Here is a 20,681-nt window from a genome sequence, read left to right on the forward strand (position 1 = left end):
AAATACTTGGAGGAAGAGGAGGGGTTATACGTTGGATGCCCAAATTAATCTTTCGGTAAAAGTAACCAAAGATCTTATTCAGTCAATTGTGACTATTTGCAGTCTTAGCGAGCAGGAGATTTTGCACCATACGGAGCTGGAAAAGTACGGATTTGATTCCATAACCCTGACGGAGTTGACGAATAATCTGAATAAGAAGCTGGGACTTAAGCTTACACCGGCTCTTTTTTTTGAAATGAAAGAAATCACTGTACATTCTATTGCACAGCAGCTCTGTGCCAAGTATCCGCAGGAGCTGGCGGTATGCTATTCCGAGCCTTCAGGGTCTGCCAAATCTTCAAACCTTGGAAGCAAGGACATTGCCGCAGAGCCGGAGCTTGTATTCCGTAAAACGCAACCGTCGGCTGCAAGCTCTGCGGGAGAAGCGCTGAAAGACAGCGGCTTCGTGCCGGTCAATACCGCCAAGGCGGTGAACCCTTTCCGAACAGTTGCCCGTGTAACCGGCTTGCGGGAGGAGCCGCTTGCCTCACAGTCGGCCGGTGGCGATCTGCCCGAAGAGGCCCGGCCGGCGCCGGCTTTGAACGAAAGGGTTACAATGGATGAACCGCAACCTTGCGGGGCGGTTGCAATCATTGGCATCGGAGGGGTGATGCCCCAATCCGACAATCTGGAGGAATTCTGGGACCATCTCGTCAAGGGGAATGATCTTATAACGGAAATTCCTTCGGAACGTTGGGATTGGCAGGCATTTTACGGCGATCCGATGAAGGAAACGAACAAATCGCAATGCAAATGGGGCGGCTTCCTTAAGGATGCTGCCTCTTTTGACCCTCTCTTCTTCAGGATGTCGCCGAATGAAGCGCTGCTGCTTGATCCTCAGCAGCGCAAGTTTCTTGAAACGGTGTGGCAGACCATCGAAGATGCGGGCTATAGCCCGTCGTCGCTGGCCGGCAGCCAGACCGGGGTTTTCGTCGGTGTTACCAACAATGAATACACCGATTTGATTGCAGAGTCGGGACTTCCTGTGGATGCGCATTCGATCGTATCGAATGCGCACTTTCTGATTGCCAACCGGACCTCCTATATTTTCGATTTCCATGGTCCCAGCGAGGCGGTGGACACCGCATGCTCCAGCTCGGCGGTGGCTCTTCACCGGGCCGTAATGTCCTTGCAGGCCGGCGAATGCAGGCTTGCAGTGGCAGGAGGAGTAAATTTACTGGCCTCTCCACGCAGTATGGCAGCCTTTGACAAGGCAGGGATGCTCAGCAAGTCAGGACGCTGCAGTACCTTCGACAAGCAGGCAGACGGCTTTGTCCGGGGGGAAGGTATCGGGGCGCTGCTGTTGAAGCCGCTGGCCCAGGCGGAAGCGGACCGTGACCTGATTTATGCTGTAATCAGGGGAACCGCCGTCAATCATAGCGGACGGTCCAAGTCATTTACAGCGCCCAATCCAAGCGGACAGGCCGCAGTGATTAAAGATGCGGTTGCCAGGGGCGGTATTGATCCGTCTGCCGTTTCCTATATCGAGGTTCACGGCACAGCGACCACGCTGGGCGATACCGTGGAGCTGGAGGGGATCAAGAATGCATTCGCGGAGCTGGGCAAGCAGCGGGGGACACCAACTGTGCCTGCACCCGCATGCGGCTTGGGCTCGGTTAAATCCAACGCCGGACATCTGGAGGCGGCATCAGGGATGGCTAGTCTGCTGAAGGTAATCTTGGCGCTCAGAGCCAAGGAGCTGCCGCCCAGCATTCATTGCGGTGAATTAAACCCGTTTATCCAACTGGACGATAGCCCGTTCTACATTGTTCGCGAGAGACAGGAGTGGCGGCAGCCGGTGGATGCAAGCAACCGGAAGCTTCCGCGTGTGGCTGGTATCAATGTGTTCGGCGCGGGAGGGGTTAACGCCCACATCATTATCGGGGAATACGAACAGCCGGCTTCGCCGGAGCCTGCGGGTACGGACGAACCGGTCGTGATGGTATTCTCGGCCAAAACCAAAGACAGCTTGCGGGAGATTGTGAAGGCCACGGCAGCATTTGCTGAGGACGATCACCGTTTTGAGCTTCGGAATGCCGCCTACACCTTGCAGACGGGCCGTGACGAGATGGAGGAGCGAGTTGCTTTTGTGATTCAAACCGCCGAGGAATTTGTGGAGAAGGCCCGGCTCTATGCAAGCGGACAAGCGCCCGAAAGCGAGGACGGCATCTTTGAGACGGCGCCTCCAACGGTCAAGCAAGGCATTTGCGATTTAATGAGCCAGGATGCAACCAGCCGCTTGTATGTCGATATGCTTCTGCAGAGCAAGCAATGGTTCACCATTGCCAAGTTATGGGTGAACGGTGTTTCTGTAGAGTGGGCGAAGCTCCACCCGGCAGGAGCCAGATCCCGGTTGCGCCTCCCGACCTACAGGTTTGCGAAGCAGCGGTATTGGATAGCCCGGTCAGGGGAGCTTAACCGGAGCCGGGAGGGAGTGCCTTCTGCTTCAGGGGAGACGGAGAAGCGCTCAACGTTCACTGTCCAGGAATCCATCGGGCCGGAGGAAGCCGCCAGCCGGTATTTCGGGGACAGAATCAGCTCCATGCTGGGAATCCGTCCGGAGGAGCTTCGCATGGACAAGGAGCTGCAGGAATTCGGCTTCGATTCCATCATGGCAATGAAATTCAAATATGAGGTGGAGAATGAGCTGGGGCTGACGCTTCCGATGGAGGTGTTGGGAGAGAGCCGCTGTATCAAGGATCTGGCGGCGCGCATCGTATCCGATCCCGGACAGGAGGAGCTGCGGAAGGCGATCACAGGCACCTGCCCGGAGCCCGAGATCGAATCTTTAGAAACGGAACAGCTGGATGCTTTGTTCGAATCTTTGAACCGGAAGCTTCACGGCGAGACGGTGCTTCCTTAAGGACGGTCCTCCCGCCTTCGCATACATGTCTTGCAGTGAGCCTTTCACTCTGGAAGGAGAGAAACCATGCTAAACCACAATCAGTTTGTCCAACTATCCGACAAGGAGAAAAGGGAAGTTCTGCAGCGTATGCAGCAGCTTGTACAGGATAAAGAGCTTCATGAGGATTCCGGTTCACCGGTCCGGAATGAGGCTGCGGGATCGGACCGGGAGCGCTACCGCCCGTTTCCGTTGTCGGATATGCAGGAATCATTTTCGGTGGGCAAGTTTTTCGGGGGAACGACCGATCGTGTGGGCTGCCATATCTATTTCGAGCTGGAGGAATACGATCTGGATATCTCCGTCTTGACCTCTGCCTGGAACCGGTTGATTACGTATCATGAGATGTTGAGGACCGTCGTATTGGCCAACCGGTCCCAGCAGCTTCTGGAACAGGTTCCCGAATATGTGCCGGAGGTATATGACTTAACCGGCAAGGATCAGGGGGAGGTTGACCGCCGCATCGGGGAGATCAGGCAGCGCATGTCCCACAAGCTGTACGGCACGGGCGAATGGCCTTTGTTTGAAATAGGTGTGTCCCGGCTGGACCAGGGCCGGCATATCATTCACTTTAGCATTGATGAGTGGCTGGTCGATGGCTTCAGCATGGCGACATTGTTCAAGCAGTGGTACCGGCTGTACCGAGAACCGTCCTGTGAGCTGCCGCCGCTGCAGTTCACGTTTCGTGAATATATGTTGTATCAGCGTAATCAGGAGGGGTCTCCCCGATACAAGCGCGATTTGGACTACTGGATGAAGAAGTATGCCGAGGTGCCAAGCGGTCCTTCTCTTCCCTATGACCTGAACCCTGCCAAGCCGACTGAGCAGCCTTACTATGAGCGTAGGCGCTATCAGCATGTAGTCGGCAAGGAAGACTGGACACGGCTCAAACATATTGCCCAGGACATAGGCATTTCGCAAACGGCACTGCTCATCCTGTGCTTCAGCGAGCTGCTGTCGTATTGGAGCGGAGATGATGCTTTTTCTATCATCCTTACGTACTTTAACCGGCCGCCCGTTCATCCGCAGATTGACCAGGTTGTCGGTCCTTTTGTATCCACCAACATTTTCACGATCGAACAGATCCGCCGGCTATCGCTCAAAGCTAAAGCAAAGGGCTATCAACAAAAACTGTGGGAGGATCTTGACCACAGCAGTGTGAGCGGAATCCGGGCCTTGCGGGAGCTGCGGGTGCGCAGCAAGCAAGCCCCCGCTCTGTCCATTCCGGTTGTATTCACCAGCATGCTGAACAATGCGGGGCGGGCGGCGGAGGACAGCTGGCTGGCCAAGACAGTGTATTCGATCTCCCAGACACCGCAGGTCTGTCTGGACCACCAGGCCTATGAGCAGGATGGTCGGCTGACCGTGATGTGGGATGTTGTGGAGCAATATTTTCAACCGGGGACTGTAGCCCGCATGTTCGCCGATTACGTGAATATTATCGGGCAGCTCGCGAGCGGGGAGATCTGGGACCAGATTTCCTTGAAGGACAAGCTTCCGGCACCGCAGCCGCTTGCCGCAGGAACATCTCCGGCGGGAAGATATGATAAATTCCGGCTGTCCGATATGCAGCAGGCGCAATTATTCGGACGTCTGAACCATAAGACGGGCTGCCGGATGTACCAGGAATTTGATTTGGAGGGGCTTGATATTGCCCGCCTCCAGCAAGCCTGGAACCGTGTGGTCGGAGCCCATGATATGCTGCGGGCCGTCGTTCACGAGAACGGCACGCAGCAGGTATTGGAATCGGTGCCGGAGTATGTGGTTTCTGTTGAATCCTATCGGCAGTCGAATGAAGAAGTGGACCCTCGGGCAGCGGAAAGGATACGGCAGGACAAGCAGCAAATGCAGTTTCCCTTGAACCAGTGGCCCTTGTTCGATCTGTCGGTTTCGATGTGGAAAGGGAACAAGGCGCGGATTCATTTGACCATCGATGCATTGATCGCAGATGGGAACAGCATTGCTATGCTATATCATGACCTATTCAAGCTGTATGAGACTCCCGAAGCTTCCCTGGAGGAAGCCGGGTTAACTTACCGTGATTATCTGGAGGAAGCCGGCCGTTTCCGCAAATCGGACGAGGGCAAGGCGATGGCGGCATACTGGAAGGAGAAAATGAAGGATCTGCCTTCCGGCCCCATGCTCCCCTATGCTGTCGGCGGCGGAACGGCAAACGGACACCGCCGGCTGGAGGGGAGAATCCACAACTGGGCGGGGGTCAAGCGAAAGGCAGCGGAACTGTCCATTGAGCCCGGAATTCTGTTGTTCGCCGCTTATGCTCAAGTGCTGGAGGAGCAGAGCAAACAGGAGCCCTTCACCGTCGTATTCGTCGATTGGAGCCGTCCGGCGGTTCATCCGGATATTCAACGAATCGTTGGTGACTTCACCTCGCTCAGCTGGGTTGTGATCCGCCCTTCCGGTCTGTCTTTTGCCGAGAGGGCCCGCAGCTTGCAAGAGAGCATCCGTAAGGACTTGGCCTGCGGTGCCGTCGGCGGCTTGGGAGAGCTGCGCAAGAAGCTGATGCTTGCTTCACCGGCTGCTCCGCTCAGCTTCCCGGTAGTATTTACTAACAGCATTGCAGGCGGAGCCTTGCCGCTGCCGCCGGAGGTGGCGGCCGGGTTCGGGCAATCCGCTACCCCCGGTGTCTATTTGGACAACATGAGCCTTGAGCGCGAGGATTCCCTCTGGGTCCAGTGGGATTACGATGCATCCATGCTGCCGCCGGAAATAGCGGAGAGCATGTTCGAGCGGTACCACGGCTTGCTGACCGACCTGGCCCATGATCCCGATCTGTGGGGGGCGGATTACGTTAACCGGCTGCCTGAGTCTACCGGCTGCATCCACTCGCTATTCGAGAAGCAGGCGGCGAGAAATCCTGATGCCGTGGCCCTTACCTTCAACGGATTGCAGATGACGTATGGGGAGCTGAACAAGCGGGCGAACCGGCTGGCGCATTATTTGCGCAAGCAGGGTGCAGGGCCAGAGGTGATGATCGGATTGTGCTTGGAGCGTTCCTTCGAACTGCTGATCGGCATTCTGGCTATCCTTAAAAGTGGAGGGGCCTACATACCCTTGGACCCTCATAGTCCCAAGGAACGGCTGGCTCTCATTATCGAGGATGCCAATCTGCCGCTTATTGTTACCCGGACCGGGCAGCTGTCCGAGCTGCCTAAACCGGATCAGGCCCGGTTCATCTGTCTGGACCTTATTGAGGAGGAGCTTGCCGTAGAGGATGACCGCAATCCGGACAGCGGTGCGCACGGCGATAACGTATCTTATGTCATCTATACGTCCGGCTCCACCGGCAAGCCCAAGGGAGCTCTGATTCCCCACTCCAACGTAGTCCGCCTGTTCTCTTCGAGTGAGGCTTGGTTCGGATTCGGGGAGAATGATGTCTGGACGCTGTTTCACTCGTATGCGTTTGATTTTTCCGTATGGGAAATCTGGGGGGCGCTGCTTCACGGCGGACGTCTGGTGATTGTTCCTTACGCGGTCAGCCGTTCCTTCGATGAGTTCTACCGGCTGGTTGCTGCCGAAGGGGTTACGGTGCTTAATCAGACGCCGACCGCCTTTAAACAATTTATGCTGACTGAAGACCGGCTGGAGCATCCGGCAGTCTTGTCGCTCCGGTATGTCATCTTCGGAGGGGAGGCGCTTAACCCGCAGAGCCTGGCTCCTTGGATTCAGCGGCACGGCGACCGGGAACCGGAGCTAATCAATATGTACGGCATTACGGAGACCACGGTACATGTTACCTACCGGCCGATAACCGGCGCTGATCTTGTCTCCAAAACCAGTGTCATCGGCACTCCTATCCCCGACTTACAGCTGTACATATTGGATGCCAAGCTGCGCCAGGTGCCATCAGGGACTCCGGGGGAACTGTATGTAGGAGGCAAGGGGCTGGCCAGAGGGTACTTGAACCGACCGAAACTGACTGCAGAGCGGTTTATTCCGAACCCGTTCTCCGGGGAGCCGGGCAGCCGGTTGTATAAGACCGGGGATGCCGCATTGCGTCTGCCTGGCGGCGATGTGGAATATCTCGGCCGTCTGGATCTGCAAGTGAAGGTGCGCGGCTTCCGGATCGAGCTGGGTGAGATCGAAACGGCGCTGCTCCGGATGAACGGGATTCGGCAGGCGGTTGTGGCTGTGCAGGACAAGGATACCGACGATCCCAAGGTTGTCGCCTACGTCATTGGCGCCAACCGGGAGGAGCTGACTGCCAAGGAAGTCCGGCAGCATGTAAGAGGACTCCTGCCGGATTATATGGTGCCGAACGTTATTGCCCGGATCGCTGAGCTTCCGTTGACAGAGAACGGCAAGCTGGACCGGGAGGCTCTGCCATGGCCGCTTCCGGCCGTAGAGGCGGAGCGGCCTGCCGGGAATGGCAGTGCCGACTATCAAGGATTGGTCAGCAGTCTGATCGACATCTTCCGTGAAGCGCTGGACACCGGGGATGCGGTAACGGCGGAGGATGATATTTTTGATCTCGGGGCAACCTCGTTGACACTCATGACGGCCAATCAGCGGATTGCGGACCGGTATGAAGTCAGCGTCCCCATCGAAATCTATTTCTCCAATCCGGCTATCCGGGATATCGCGGCTTATATACACGGTCATGCGGCAGGCGGAAATCCCGCCGACATTGAAGCCAAGGGAGAGACGTCCGCAAGCCGGATCGGCTTGACGGAGGAGCTTCTTGGAATGTTCAAGGAGGCGCTGGAAACAGAGGAGGATATTCAGGCATCCGACGATTTGTTCGATATAGGCACCACCTCGCTGACAATTATGACAGTAAGCCGGATGGTGGAAGAGAAATACAAGGTCACGATCCCGGTGGATCTGTTCTTCCGCTCGCCTACAATTGAGGAAGTTGCCAAGTTTATTGCAGGTGAGGCGATGACGGACGCTTCCGGCTCTTCCCTTCCGGCATTGGGAGCTGCCGGAGTTGCTGGAGCTGCCGGAAGGGAAGCAGCGGCTTCTGCACTGGCCTTGGAAGAGAAACCGGTACAGACCGTACAGCTGCAGGCTCCGCCGTTCAAAAAGATCTTTTACCGCTTCGCATCAAGCAAACACCGCTTTGTGCAGAAGCCGATATCATTTGATGTTTTTTCCGCTTTCCTTGCACTGCTGAAGATGGAGAAGGTGAAGGGTGACAGCAAATTCCTGTATCCTTCGGCCGGCGGACGCAATGGCGTTCAGGCGTATGTATATATCAAGGAAGGCGGCATAGAAGGTCTGGCCGGCGGCTTGTATTATTACCATCCGCTGACGCATGAACTGTATTTAATCAGCAGCCCGCTCATGATCGATTCCTCTGTCCATATGGAGTTGAACCGGTCTGTGTTTGAGCAATCCGCTTTCAGCATCTTCTTCATCGCCCAGCTAAATGCACTGCGGCCGGTGTACGTGGATTACAGCGAGAGTCTGGCCAAGCTGGATGCCGGATACATGGCGCAGCTGCTGGTGAACAGACAGCACGAATTCAATATCGGGTTGTACCCGGCCATCGGGCTTGATTTTGAGCGCATTGCCGACAGCTTCCGGCTGGACGACGGCAACCGGTATATCTTCTCTCTTATGGGCGGTTACTATGATTATCGGGTCGAGGATGGTCCGCTGTTCGATGAAGCGGCATTGGTGCAGACCTTGAGGGACAGCCGCCTTGACATTGCCGGACATTTCAGAACGCGTCCCGTATACGAGACGGCGGCGGATATTCTCCGCATCCAGCGTGAGCGGAAGTTTAATATTCTAAGCCGCAAAGAGCTTGTTCAGCTTACGCGGGAACAGCCCCATATCCGCAGATTCCATGAAGACGATCAGCGGATTGCGCTGGCTCCGCACGAATGGGACTCGTCCCATTACATCCTTCGCGCCAGCAGACGGCATTATATAGATGCCTCTGTTTCCTTCCGCCAGTTCAGCAAATGGCTGTCCACGCTTGGTACGGAAGAGATTGATTCGGTGGAGAAGGGGCTGTACACGCCTCCCGGCGGTGTCTCCGGTCTAAAGATATACATCTATGCCAAAGAGAACGGTGTAGAGACGCTTCAGGAGGGGATATACGAATACAATCGGAGTAAGAATGCTTTAACCATGATTCACGCCGGCTTATCCGAGCCGATTCGCGCCTGCCACACCCCCTTCAATATCAAAATCAGTGTGGAAGCCAAGTTCTTCATCTTCCTGGTCGGCAATTTGTCGGAGAGCCGTCTTCTCCTTGGAGAGGGCTGCACGGCTTATGCACAGCTGGAATCCGGGATGATCGGACAGGTATTGATGGACAGACAGGCGGAATGCGGAATCGGAACGGTGCCAATCGGCGGAATGGACTTCGGCAAGATTGCCCGCGATTTCGGGGCCATGGATGAGGATATCTATATTCACAGCTTCATGTGCGGCTCCGTGGAATTCGAAGAGGAGAGGGACCCAGGATATGTCCTGGAGGAGAACGGGGCAGCGCCTAATCTGCTGACAGAGAAGCAGCCGCAGCATAAACAAGCGGAATCTCCCGTTCGGACGGCAGAACATTTGGAGTTGCCTCTCCAGCAGGCCGAGCGTCCGAAACTGCCCGTCCAGCAGGGCAAGCTGCATTTTCCGTTGTCGCTGGGACAGCAATCGTTGTTCTTTGTACATTGCTCTTATCCGGAGAGTGCCGCGTACAATACGGCTTACCATGTCAGAATTCGGACTCCGCTGCACCTTGATCTGTTCAAGCGGGCGCTGGAGTTTCTCGTCTTCAAGCATCCGCTGCTCCGGACTACCTTTGCTGTTATCGAAGGGGAAGAGACGCAGATTGTACACGAACAATATGATCCTCCCATCGAGCTGATCGATGCCTCCGGATGGGATGAAGCGCGGCTGACCGCCGAAAATATCAAGGAGTACCGTGTTCCGTTCACTTTGACGGAGCGGCCGGGCTTCCGCGTAGTTCTATTCCGCATTACGGATAACGATCATGTGCTGCTATTTAATATCCATCACATCATCACGGATTTCACCTCCACAGGTCTGATGATTCAGGATTTGTGGACGTTCTACGGCAAGCTGATGGATGACCCGGGGACTGTGCCTGTGACTGGGCCGGATATGCGTTACTTCGATTATATTGCCTGGCAGAGAACGGAACTGGAGGGCGAAGAGGGGAAGAGGATGTGGGCGTACTGGGAATCGCAGTTAGGCGGCGATCTTCCCGTGCTTAACTTGCCGACGGATCGTCCCCGTCCGCCTGTCCAGACCACCAGTGGGGCAACCCTGAATTTTAGCATCGACAAGGCATTGACGGACGAGCTTGTGAAATTTTCACGCAAGGAAAAGAAAACATTGTACACGGTGGCATTAACCGCCTTCCAGGTGCTGCTCCACCGTTATTCCGGGCAGGAGGATGTGCTTGTCGGGACGACGGCTTCAGCCAGAGGGCCGCTCCGCTTTCAGGATGCCTCGGGTTATTTCATTAACCCGCTTGTCATCCGGGCGGATCTGTCAGGCGGACCGACCTTCAGGGAAGCGCTTGAACGGATCAGCCAGACGCTGTATTCGGCTCTGGACAACCAGAACTATCCGTTCTCGCTGATGGTCAAGCAGTTGAAGCCGGTAAGGGATCTCAGCCGGTCTCCCGTATTTCAGGTTACCTTCCAACTGCTGAGCCAGAATATGACCGCCAAGATGAACGGCGGAGACGGGACCGTCGAACGTTATGAAATCCCCCAGCAGGAAGGCCAGTTTGATCTGGAGCTGGAATTGCTGGAAGGAACGGACGGAATGAAGGGCAGATTGGCCTACAACAAGGACTTATGGCATGAGAACACGATGGAGCGATTCCAGGCGCATCTTGTTAATCTGCTGCGGGAAATCGTCGCCGATCCGGATCGGAAGCTGCTGTCTTACGATTTTCTCGGACAAGAGGAGAAGCAGCTTCTTCTGGAGACATGGAATGACGGGACCAGGGACTATCCCCGTAATCAGTCCATACACGGGCTGTTTGAGCAGCAGGTGGAACAACATCAACATGAGCTTGCCGTTACCGCACGGGGAGCAGGCGGCCAATCTGCATCGATCACCTATGGGGAGCTAAATGCACGGGCTAACCGGTTGGCACACTTCCTGCGCTCCATCAGCACGAAGCAAGGCGGAGTAGTGGGAATCTGCCTGGAGAAATCGATGGAGACGGTCGTATCCGTGCTTGCCGTCTTCAAAGCGGGCTGCGCCTACGTGCCGATTGACCCCGCTTATCCGCGGGAGCGGATCGGATTTATAACCGCAGACGCCAATGCCGGAATTATTATAACCACCTCCGATATGGAGCCGAGCTTCGATGCGCAGCAGTCCACCATCATCTGTCTGGATTCAATGCAGGACCAACTGGACCGCTGCAGGGACGACAACCCCGGCGATCCGCCGCAGTCCGAGAGCCTGGCCTATGTGATCTACACCTCCGGCTCAACGGGAACGCCCAAAGGTGTAGGCATTACGCATGGCAGTGCTGTCAACATTTTCTGCGGATATCGGGATGTTTACTTACTTGAGAAGAACAACAGGATTCATTTGCAGATGGCGGCCTTCACGTTCGACGTATTTATTGGCGATCTGATGCGGGCGCTCTGTTCAGGTGGCCGGCTGGTGCTCTGCCCAAGGGAAAGCGTAATTGATCCTGTCCAGCTGCACCGTCTGATCGTTGAAGAGGGCATTCATATTGCAGAATTTGTGCCGGCGGTGATGCGGCATCTGGTTCAATATATGAAGAATGCAGGCATAATGCTGGATACCATGCAGACCGTGATCATAAGCTCTGACAGCTGGAATATGAAGGATTTGCAGGAGTTCCGCCGTTATTTCGCCAAGGGTACACGGTTTATCAACGCCTATGGGGTGACAGAAGTTACCATTGACAGTACCTATGTGGATTGCGCGGAGCTGGATTCCGACAATCAGGGCTTTGTCCCCATCGGCAGGCCCTTCCCGAATACCGACATCTACATTGTGGACCCGGAACTGAAGCCGGTTCCCATTGGTGTAGCGGGTGAGCTCTGTATTGGCGGCAAGGGAGTTGCGGCAGGTTATCTGAACCGGCCGAAGCTGAACGCCGAGAAATTCGTCGCGAACCCGTTTAGAGAGGGCGGTAATGAGCGGATGTACCGTTCGGGCGATATGGCGCGGTACTTGCCGGACGGCAGCATTGAATTTCTGGGCAGAGCGGACTACCAGGTGAAGGTGCGCGGCCTGCGGATTGAAGTGGGCGAGATTGAGGAGGTGCTTGCGCGTCATCCCTCCGTCGGGGCCGCGGTTGTGCTTGCGAAGCAGGATCAGACAGGCGAGAGCATCCTGATCGGTTACTATACAGAGAACGGGCCAAGCAATCTGCCGCTCGACGAATTACAGGATTATGCGCGGAGCAAGCTCCCGGAATACATGGTGCCGACGATCTTTATCCGGCTTGACGCCTTCCCGTTGACCAGCAACGGCAAGATCGACCGCAAGGCTCTGCCGGCGCCGGACTTGGCATTGAAGGTATCCATGCGCGATATCGTCCAGCCGGCAACTGAAACGGAGCGGCGGATGGTTGCAATCTGGCAGCGGGTTCTTCAGTTGGAGAACCTCGGTGTTACGAACGACTTTTTTCTGGTCGGCGGCCATTCATTCCTGGCGATCAAGCTGCTTGACGAGCTGAAGCGGGAGCTGTCGGCGGATATTTCCCTGATGGAATTTTTGGAGAATCCGAACATTCGCGAAATGGCCCGACGGTTTGACAAGGAGGACGAACATGTAGACGAAGTGGAAGAAGCATGGGCCGGCAGTCTGGAGGCAGAGGCCATACAGGCAGAGGTGGCTTATCCGGAGTGGGACAGACCGCGGAACATCCTGCTGACCGGTGCGACGGGACATCTGGGAATATATCTGCTGGTGAACCTTCTTGAATTGCATGAGACGGCGGTGGTTCATTGTCTGATTCGCGCGAAGAATGTGGCTGAAGCCCGTGACAGGCTGGAACGTACGCTCCGGAAGCATCTGCTCTGGCGGGAGAAGCTGCTTGACAGAGTGATTCCTGTGGTTGGAGATTTGGAGCAGCCGCTGCTGGGGCTTGCCAGCGATCAATATGACGAACTGGCGCGCAAGATCGACCTCATCTTCCATAATGGCGCATATGTAAATTTTGCTTATCCGTATCAGGTGCTGAAGAAGGCCAATGTGAACGGAACAGCGGAGGTGCTGAAGCTGGCCGCCCAATCCAGAATCAAGCCGGTACATTACATTTCTACCACCTCCGTCTTTGAGAATACCGAAGCAAGATCCGGCATGTTTCAACGTGACATCGTGATCGGCGACAATGCGGAGCTGGTTCACAACAGGAAGCTGGACCAGACGCTCGGATATACCCAGAGTAAATGGGTGGCGGAGAAGCTGGTGCAGCGGGCCAGAGAGCAGGGAATGCTTGTTACCATTTACAGACCCGACATCATCTCGGGACATAGCCGGACCGGCATCTGGAACAACAATGACTTTGCAGCCAAAACATTGCAGAGCATCGCAGAAGCGGGAATAATCCCCAAAGGACGTTTCAAATTCAACTGGCTGCCGGTGGAGCAGGCAAGTCAGGCGATCGTGCGGCTATCGAGCCTCCCGAAATGTCTGAACCGCAATTTTAATGTCGCCTCCCCGTATTCCTTCGAGCTGCGTGACTTGGCGGAATGGCTGACCGAAGCCGGATTCCCGGTTAAGGAATTGCCCTTCCACACATGGAGAAGACAGATGGAAGAGCTCCAAGCGAAGGCAAGCGTCTCTGGACAAATCCCAGACGAAGTATGGAAGGCCGCTGATAGTCAAGACTCGCGGGCAGTGCATGTCTATGATCTGAAGAATCTGAAGATCGGCCTTAGAGAGACGGACATCAGCTTCGAACCGATCGGCAAGGAACACATCCGTAAATACGTGGAATACTTTGTGAAGAATGGCTATTTGAAGAAAAAATAATAGATATGAAAAAGTAATAATCGCCAATAAATGGCGATTATTACTTTTTTTGTAGTGAATATGGCGAAGGGAGCGATTATAGTGATTCATGAAGAGCTCGAATCTAATGTGAAATCGTATTGCCGGTCATTCCCAACTACTTTTGGCAAAGCCAAAGGCTCCATTCTTTACTCCTCCGACGACAGACCGTACATTGATTTTTTTGCCGGAGCGGGTGCCCTCAATTACGGGCACAATCACCCTTACATCAAAGAGCGTCTGATCGCGTATTTGCAGGAGGACAGCATCATTCACGGCCTGGATATGTACACAGAGGCCAAGCAGCAGTTTATGACGGATTTCCAGGAACATATCTTAAGCCCCCGTGGAATGGAATACAAGCTGCAATTCTGCGGGCCGACAGGCACCAATGCAGTGGAGGCCGCCATGAAGATAGCCCGTAAGGTCACCCAACGCGCAGGCATCATCTCGTTCATGGGCGGGTTTCACGGGATGTCCCTCGGAAGCTTGGCGGCGACGAGTAATCGCTCTTCCCGTGCAGGTGCAGGTATGCCGCTGCACAATGTGACCTTCATTCCTTACTGCGACGGGTATCTCAAAAATTTCGATACTCTGGGCTACTTGGAGGCACTGCTCTCGGATACCCATTCCGGCGTGGAGAAGCCGGCTGCCGTTATCATCGAGACGGTGCAGGCGGAAGGGGGAATTTATGTTGCTCCTGCGCAGTGGCTGGAACAGCTGGCTGCGCTCTGCAAACGGCACGATGTGCTGCTGATCGTCGATGACATTCAGGTAGGCTGCGGCAGAACAGGATCATTCTTTTCCTTTGAACGCACGAATGTGCAGCCCGATCTAATCGTATTGTCCAAATCGATCAGCGGTTATGGACTGCCTATGTCTTTGCTGCTGCTGAAGCCGGAGCTGGATGTCTGGAGTCCGGGCGAGCACAATGGAACCTTCCGCGGGAATCAGATGGCCTTTGTTGGGGCTTCGGCTGCATTGGAATTGCGAAGCAACGAGAATTTAGATCAATCTGTATTGCAGAAGGGGGCTATCATCGAAAATTTCCTGCGCAATGAGATCAAACCTTTGATTCCGGAGGTAGACATACGCGGGATTGGACTGATATGGGGAATAGATTTCGGAGGCTGCGCTGATCCGATGAGTGCAGAGCGTGTAGCCAAAGCCTGCTTCCAGGCCGGGTTGATCATTGAGCGGGTCGGACGCAATGATACCGTTCTGAAGATCATGCCGCCTCTGATGATTGAACAGGATTTGCTGCTGCAAGGCTGCGAGATTATCAAGCAAACCATCCGATTGATCGCTTCGGGAGAACCTTTGGCCTCTTCTATTCTTTGAGAAATGCAAGTTGATTATTTTATTACTATTAGTGTAACATATGTATGTAATTCAAAAAAATAGGAGATTGGAGCTGGGAATCTATGAGTGAATCTAACAATTCCATAGAGAAAGCGGGGGGCGGACTATCCGATGAGATATTGAGAGGACCGATTGCTCCCACATCGATCAAGCTGGCTGTGCCGGTCATCATTGGGCAATTAATGCTGCTTGGCTATGGTATAACCAATACGGTGTTCATCTCTATGATCGACAAGTCCTCGACAGCATTAATGACCGGAATCGGGCTGGTCTTTCCGATACATATGTGTTTCCTTGCCATGAGTCTCGGCCTGTTCACCGGGATGAGCTCGATTGTGGCAAGAGGGATCGGTGAGAAGAACAAGCAGGTAACCGACAGGGCGGCGGGTTCGGGCATTTGGCTGGCGGTTGGGCTGGCACTATTCTCCATTGCTGTAATCTATCTGTTCTCTGACAATATTCTCCCGTTCCTGTCCGGCTCCCAGATGAGTGAGGAAGCACTGAACAACGGGCTGACCTACTTGCACTGGATTCTCCCCGGACTCGGGATGATGCTGGTATTTCAGACGCTTCTGGGCGTGCTGCAGGGCGAAGGTCTATCCAAATATTACGGAATGGCTATGCTGCTCTCCACGGTAGTCAACATTATCCTCGACCCGATCTTTATATTCGGGCTGAATATGGGCGTTGCCGGCGCCGCATTGGCCACCACAATCTCGATCACCGTCTCTCTGTTATTTGTAATCAACCTGTTCCGCAGCAAGAAATCGAGTCTTCCTGTCAACTGGAAAGCCAGACATGTGGAACGTTCGGTAATTGGCAAGATAGCCTATATCGGTCTGCCGCAGACGCTCAGCATGATCTCTTTGTCGGTTGCAAGCGCAGTTATTAACAATTTAATGGGCTCCATCAGCGAGCATGCAATGAACTCCTGGATCATTGTCGGAAGAATCGACGAGCTGCTTTTGCTGGCAGGCTATGGCTTTGGCAGCGCTGCATTGACCCAGATCGGTCAGAACTATGGCAGTGGAAATATGTCCCGCGTGCTCAGCATTTTCAAGACCAATGTGCTGCTGTCGCTTGCGCTTTGCATCGTGCTTGTTCTTATCTACAACGGCTTGGCGCCGTTTATCTTCTCCATGCTCACGGGAGTATCCGATGTGGTAGAGGGCGCCGTAAGACAGGTGCGGATTGTTTCGTTCTCTTATCTGGGCGTAGTGGCAGCTATTGTAGTTACCAGCTCCTTTCAGGCAACCGGAAGAGCAATGCCGGGGCTCATTCTCGACATTCTGCGCATGGGGCTTCTGACCATTCCTGTGTCGTATATGCTGTTCTATTGGTATGACGCGGGCGCCACCGGTATTTTCTATGCGATGGCGGCGATTAATCTTGTTATGATGGTGTTCGCCTTAGGCTGGTGCTATCTGTATCTTAATAAACTTAAGCAGTCCACAGGTTTGACGGAGGCTATGGCATTCAAATAATAACCCAGCGCATATCGATTGGCCTTGGGTACAACGTCCAGCGGAGGGGAATATGAGATACTTGCATACAGATACGAAGCTCAAAGAGTACTACCGACAGCACGGAGGGATAACTGACCCTGGCGAATGGTCCGCTCTCTATAATGACCTACCCGCCCAGCCCAATGATCTGTGCTTGCTGATTCAAGGCCTGGCAATTGATTTTCAGCATGCAGATCTTTATGGAGTGAAGCTGACGAATAACCGGAAGGAAGAGGTGGAGCTGCGTTATGCCGCCAGGCTGCTGGGCAAGCTCTATGAGCTTCAGTCCGAACCGCTGAACGTGCGCAGGGAACCCAAAGACCGGCTGCTGCTGACTTCACGGGATATCAACGTTATGTTGTGCTCCATGTTGCGCCATCAAGGGATACCAGCGCGTGTGCTGTGCGGCTTCTCCGCTTACCGCACCGACTTCTATCCTGCCCACTGGCTCTGTGAGTATTGGAAAGAAGAGGAGGAGCGCTGGGTGTTGGCGGATGCTTCTCTGGATGAGACGCTTCGCAGCTCCTTGGGACTGTTCTTCGGGCCGGATGACATTCCGCAGGAGAAGTTTTACCGTTCCGAGGAGGTCTGGACGAAGTGCCGCAAAAACCTGCTCGATGACCGTCTTTTCGGGTATAAGCAGGACACAGGGCTGGGCTTTATCCGGGGCAACCTGATTCGCAACTTTGTATCCCTTAATAAATATGAAGTATCGCCTTGGGATAACTGGTGGGGATTCCGTGCCAGAAAAGATATGAAAAAAGATGATCTCGACCATCTGCAGAAGATAGCGGATATTTTGTCAGTTGGAAATGACGGCTTTGAGGCTATGAGAGCCCTCTTCGAAACAGATGTCTTCCTCTCGTCTCCTGTTCGGACTAAGCTGGATCAGCAGCAAAGCACAACAGAAGACTTGCGCGGGAAGGCTCAAGATACGTCCCGCATCGTAGTCGGCAGCCCCCCGGACAGCTTCCGCAGCTTTGACTCGTCCAAATGGGATACGGGAGAAGAAGTCGTTATAGATCAGCTGGTGATCGAGGGCGCCAAACATCATAATTTGAAAGATGTTCATCTGAAAATACCTAAAAACCGGATGGTTGTCTTCACCGGGCTAAGCGGCAGTGGAAAATCCTCCCTGGTGTTTGATACGATTTATGCCGAGGCGCAGCGCAGGTTTATGGTTGGCATGTCGCCCTATGTTCGCAAATATATGGATAAAGTGGAACGGCCCAAGGTAGATTCCATCCACGGGCTCAGTCCCGCCATTGCCATTGAACAAAAAACATTAAGCAATAACCCCCGCTCCACCGTTGGGACCGTTACGGAGATTTCCAGTTACCTGCGGTTGTTGTACTCGCGGATCGGATTCCGGGAATGTCTGAAATGCGGCACGGCAATACACCCGCAAGGACCTGCGGATATTGCCGCAGCCTTGTACGGCTCTTTGTCCGCAAGGGATACATTCCAGCTGTTTGCACCTGTTCTGGTTCAGTATACCGGGGATATAAGTTATACCGTTCAGGATTTGCAGAAGAGAGGCGTAACAGAGCTTCGGGTCAACGGAAGACGGCAGTCTGCGGGTGAGCTGGATGTATCCCAAGCGGTCAAGAGCTGGAATGTTGAGCTAATCGGCGAACGTTTTACTGTTCCCGATAAGTCGGCTGCTTCAGCCGTGGAACGGGAAACGTTCATCCAGCGACTGACCGGCTCCATCCAAGAGCTTCTCAAAGCGGCCAAGTATACCATCTCCGCTGAATTACAGGATGCCGCCTACCTGTTCACAACGAAGATGATCTGTCCTTGCTGTCACTCTAGCTTCCCGGAGCTCAGCTCCCAGCATTTCAGCTTCAATACACCGCTCGGCATGTGCCCGGAATGCAACGGCCTTGGAACGAAGCAGGACATCTCCCCGGAGCTTCTGGTGGATGATCCTAACTTGTCCATTCTTGACGGTGCCCTGAAATGGTTTGGCAACCTGAGGGAAGGCAAGAAGACAACCTGGCCAACAGGCCCGCTGGATGTCGTCTATGCCCACTATGGATTGGATATTGAGAGTCCATGGAAGGATCTCCCCGAATGGTTTCATCGGATTATTTTCTACGGGTCAGGCCAGGAGAAGGTCAAGTTCCAGTCTACGCTGGGCAACAAGGAAACCGCGAAGCCGATCAAAGGGCTTGTGCCGGAGCTGTCCCGTCTGTATTACGAAACGGAATCGGAAGCCTCCAAGAAGAAATACGGCACCTATATGGAGTCTGCGGAATGTCCAGGCTGCGGAGGAACCCGGCTATGCAAGGAAGCAAGGGCGGTCCGGCTCAGAGGCAAGAATATCTCGGAGGTCAGCTCATCCTCCATTGCAGAGATGCTGGAATGGATCAAGGGCGTATATGAATCTCTCGATGCAGACATGCTGGACATCGGAGAAGAGCTGATTATAGAAATCTACAACCGGCTCTCCTTCATGATGAACGTCGGGCTGCACTATCTTACACTGAATCGGACGGCACCAACCTTATCCGGGGGAGAAGGGCAGCGTGTGCGCTTGGCCAGCCATCTGAGCAGCGGCATGGTTGGCGTGCTCTACGTACTGGATGAGCCTTCCATCGGGCTTCATCCACGGGACATTCGCAAGCTGCTGCATACGCTGCTGAAGCTGCGGGATCAAGGCAATACCGTGCTTGTCGTTGAGCATGAGGAAGAAATTATGCGGGAGGCCGATTATTTGGTGGACATCGGGCCAAAGGCAGGGGTGCTGGGCGGAGAAGTGATGGCCGTCGGCTCACCGGTTGAGGTTATGGCTAACCCAAGGTCCATTACCGGGCAATACTTGAATGGAAGCAAGTCGGTTCAAGCCCCGGCAACGTCCAGAAAGCACAAGCCGATTCAGGATTGGCTTGTGCTTGAAGGAGCATCCCATAACAATCTGAGAGATGTAACCGCAAGAATCCCGCTGGGCTCCTTTACTTGCGTGACCGGTGTCAGCGGCAGCGGCAAAAGCAGTCTGATTGGCGAAACCCTGGAACCGCTGCTGGAGAAAATATTGAATGGGAGCGATACCCAGCCGGGACCATACCGGAAAATATCGGGCCTGGATCAGCTGGATAAAGTTATCAATGTCTCCCAAGATCCGATTGGCCGCACGCCACGTTCTAACCCTGCGACCTATACGGATCTGTTCAACAAGATCAGGAAGCTGTTCGCCCAGACTGAACAGGCGGGCGAGATGGGGTTCTCCTACGACAGCTTCAGCTTCAACTCGTCGGCCGGGCAGTGCGAGGTATGCCACGGTCAAGGACAGGTCAAAATTGAGATGCACTTTTTGGCCGATATGTGGATTACGTGCAGCGAATGCAAGGGCAAGCGCTTTAAGCCAGATATTCTCAAAGTGACCTATGATGGAAAGAGCATAGCAGAAGTACTGGAGATGGATGTCAAGGAAGCCGCACAATTTTTCAGCAAGCATAAAGAGATCAAGCGGATTCTCGGTACATTCCAGGATGTCGGGCTGGACTATATTAAACTAGGGCAAAGCGCAACCACGCTTAGCGGAGGCGAAGCGCAAAGAGTCAAGCTGGCCAAGGAGCTTAGTCAAGTCAAGAAGGGGAAGATGATCTATATTCTGGATGAGCCGACCACTGGGCTGCACTTCAATGATATCCAGCATTTGCTCAATATTCTGCACAAGCTTGCAGATGAAGGACATACGGTCATCGTCATCGAGCATGATCTGGATGTAATCAAGACAGCGGATTGGATCGTGGACCTGGGACCGGAAGGCGGTAAGGGCGGTGGCCGGATCATCGCCCAATGTCCGCCGGCTGAGTTGATGCTGGAGCAGGACAGCTATACAGGTCAGGCGTTGCAAGCCAAGCTGAAGAAGTAGAAGA

At 54.2% G+C, this 20,681-nt stretch carries 5 protein-coding genes; all 5 read left to right on the forward strand.

Annotated features, from left to right (window positions below):
* Window positions 1-31: 31 nt before the first annotated feature.
* The 5 genes from A3848_RS00420 (at window position 32) to uvrA (ending at window position 20,677) form a co-directional block, all read left to right on the forward strand.
* On the forward strand, window positions 32-2,902 hold the full coding sequence (locus tag A3848_RS00420; RefSeq protein WP_074082883.1) for a beta-ketoacyl synthase N-terminal-like domain-containing protein: 2,871 nt from the start codon (window positions 32-34) through the stop codon (window positions 2,900-2,902).
* Between the two features lie 66 nt (window positions 2,903-2,968).
* The gene (locus A3848_RS00425) at window positions 2,969-13,912 is read left to right on the forward strand and encodes a non-ribosomal peptide synthetase (RefSeq protein WP_074082885.1); all 10,944 of its coding nucleotides are present in this window, start codon (window positions 2,969-2,971) and stop codon (window positions 13,910-13,912) included.
* Between the two features lie 30 nt (window positions 13,913-13,942).
* Entirely contained in the window at window positions 13,943-15,271 is a 1,329-nt protein-coding gene (ectB, locus tag A3848_RS00430; protein WP_371916069.1) for a diaminobutyrate--2-oxoglutarate transaminase, read from the forward strand.
* Between the two features lie 83 nt (window positions 15,272-15,354).
* Window positions 15,355-16,776 (forward strand): MATE family efflux transporter, encoded by a 1,422-nt coding sequence (locus A3848_RS00435; RefSeq protein ID WP_074082888.1) that lies wholly within the window; start codon window positions 15,355-15,357, stop codon window positions 16,774-16,776.
* Between the two features lie 52 nt (window positions 16,777-16,828).
* Window positions 16,829-20,677 carry an excinuclease ABC subunit UvrA gene (uvrA, locus tag A3848_RS00440; RefSeq protein ID WP_083611826.1) on the forward strand — a complete coding sequence of 1,283 codons (3,849 nt, stop codon included), beginning with the start codon at window positions 16,829-16,831 and terminating at the stop codon, window positions 20,675-20,677.
* The last annotated feature ends 4 nt before the right edge of the window (window positions 20,678-20,681 follow it).

Origin of the sequence: Paenibacillus sp. P32E (assembly GCF_001909085.1) — a bacterium.
In the GTDB taxonomy this organism is placed as follows: domain Bacteria; phylum Bacillota; class Bacilli; order Paenibacillales; family Paenibacillaceae; genus Paenibacillus_AQ; species Paenibacillus_AQ helianthi.

Coding starts and splice junctions, on each gene's coding strand:
- ectB (WP_371916069.1), top strand. CDS start 13,943: ATGGCGATTATTACTTTTTTTGTAGTGAATATGGCGAAGGGAGCGATT.
- A3848_RS00435 (WP_074082888.1), top strand. CDS start 15,355: ATGAGTGAATCTAACAATTCCATAGAGAAAGCGGGGGGCGGACTATCC.
- uvrA (WP_083611826.1), top strand. CDS start 16,829: ATGAGATACTTGCATACAGATACGAAGCTCAAAGAGTACTACCGACAG.
- A3848_RS00425 (WP_074082885.1), top strand. CDS start 2,969: ATGCTAAACCACAATCAGTTTGTCCAACTATCCGACAAGGAGAAAAGG.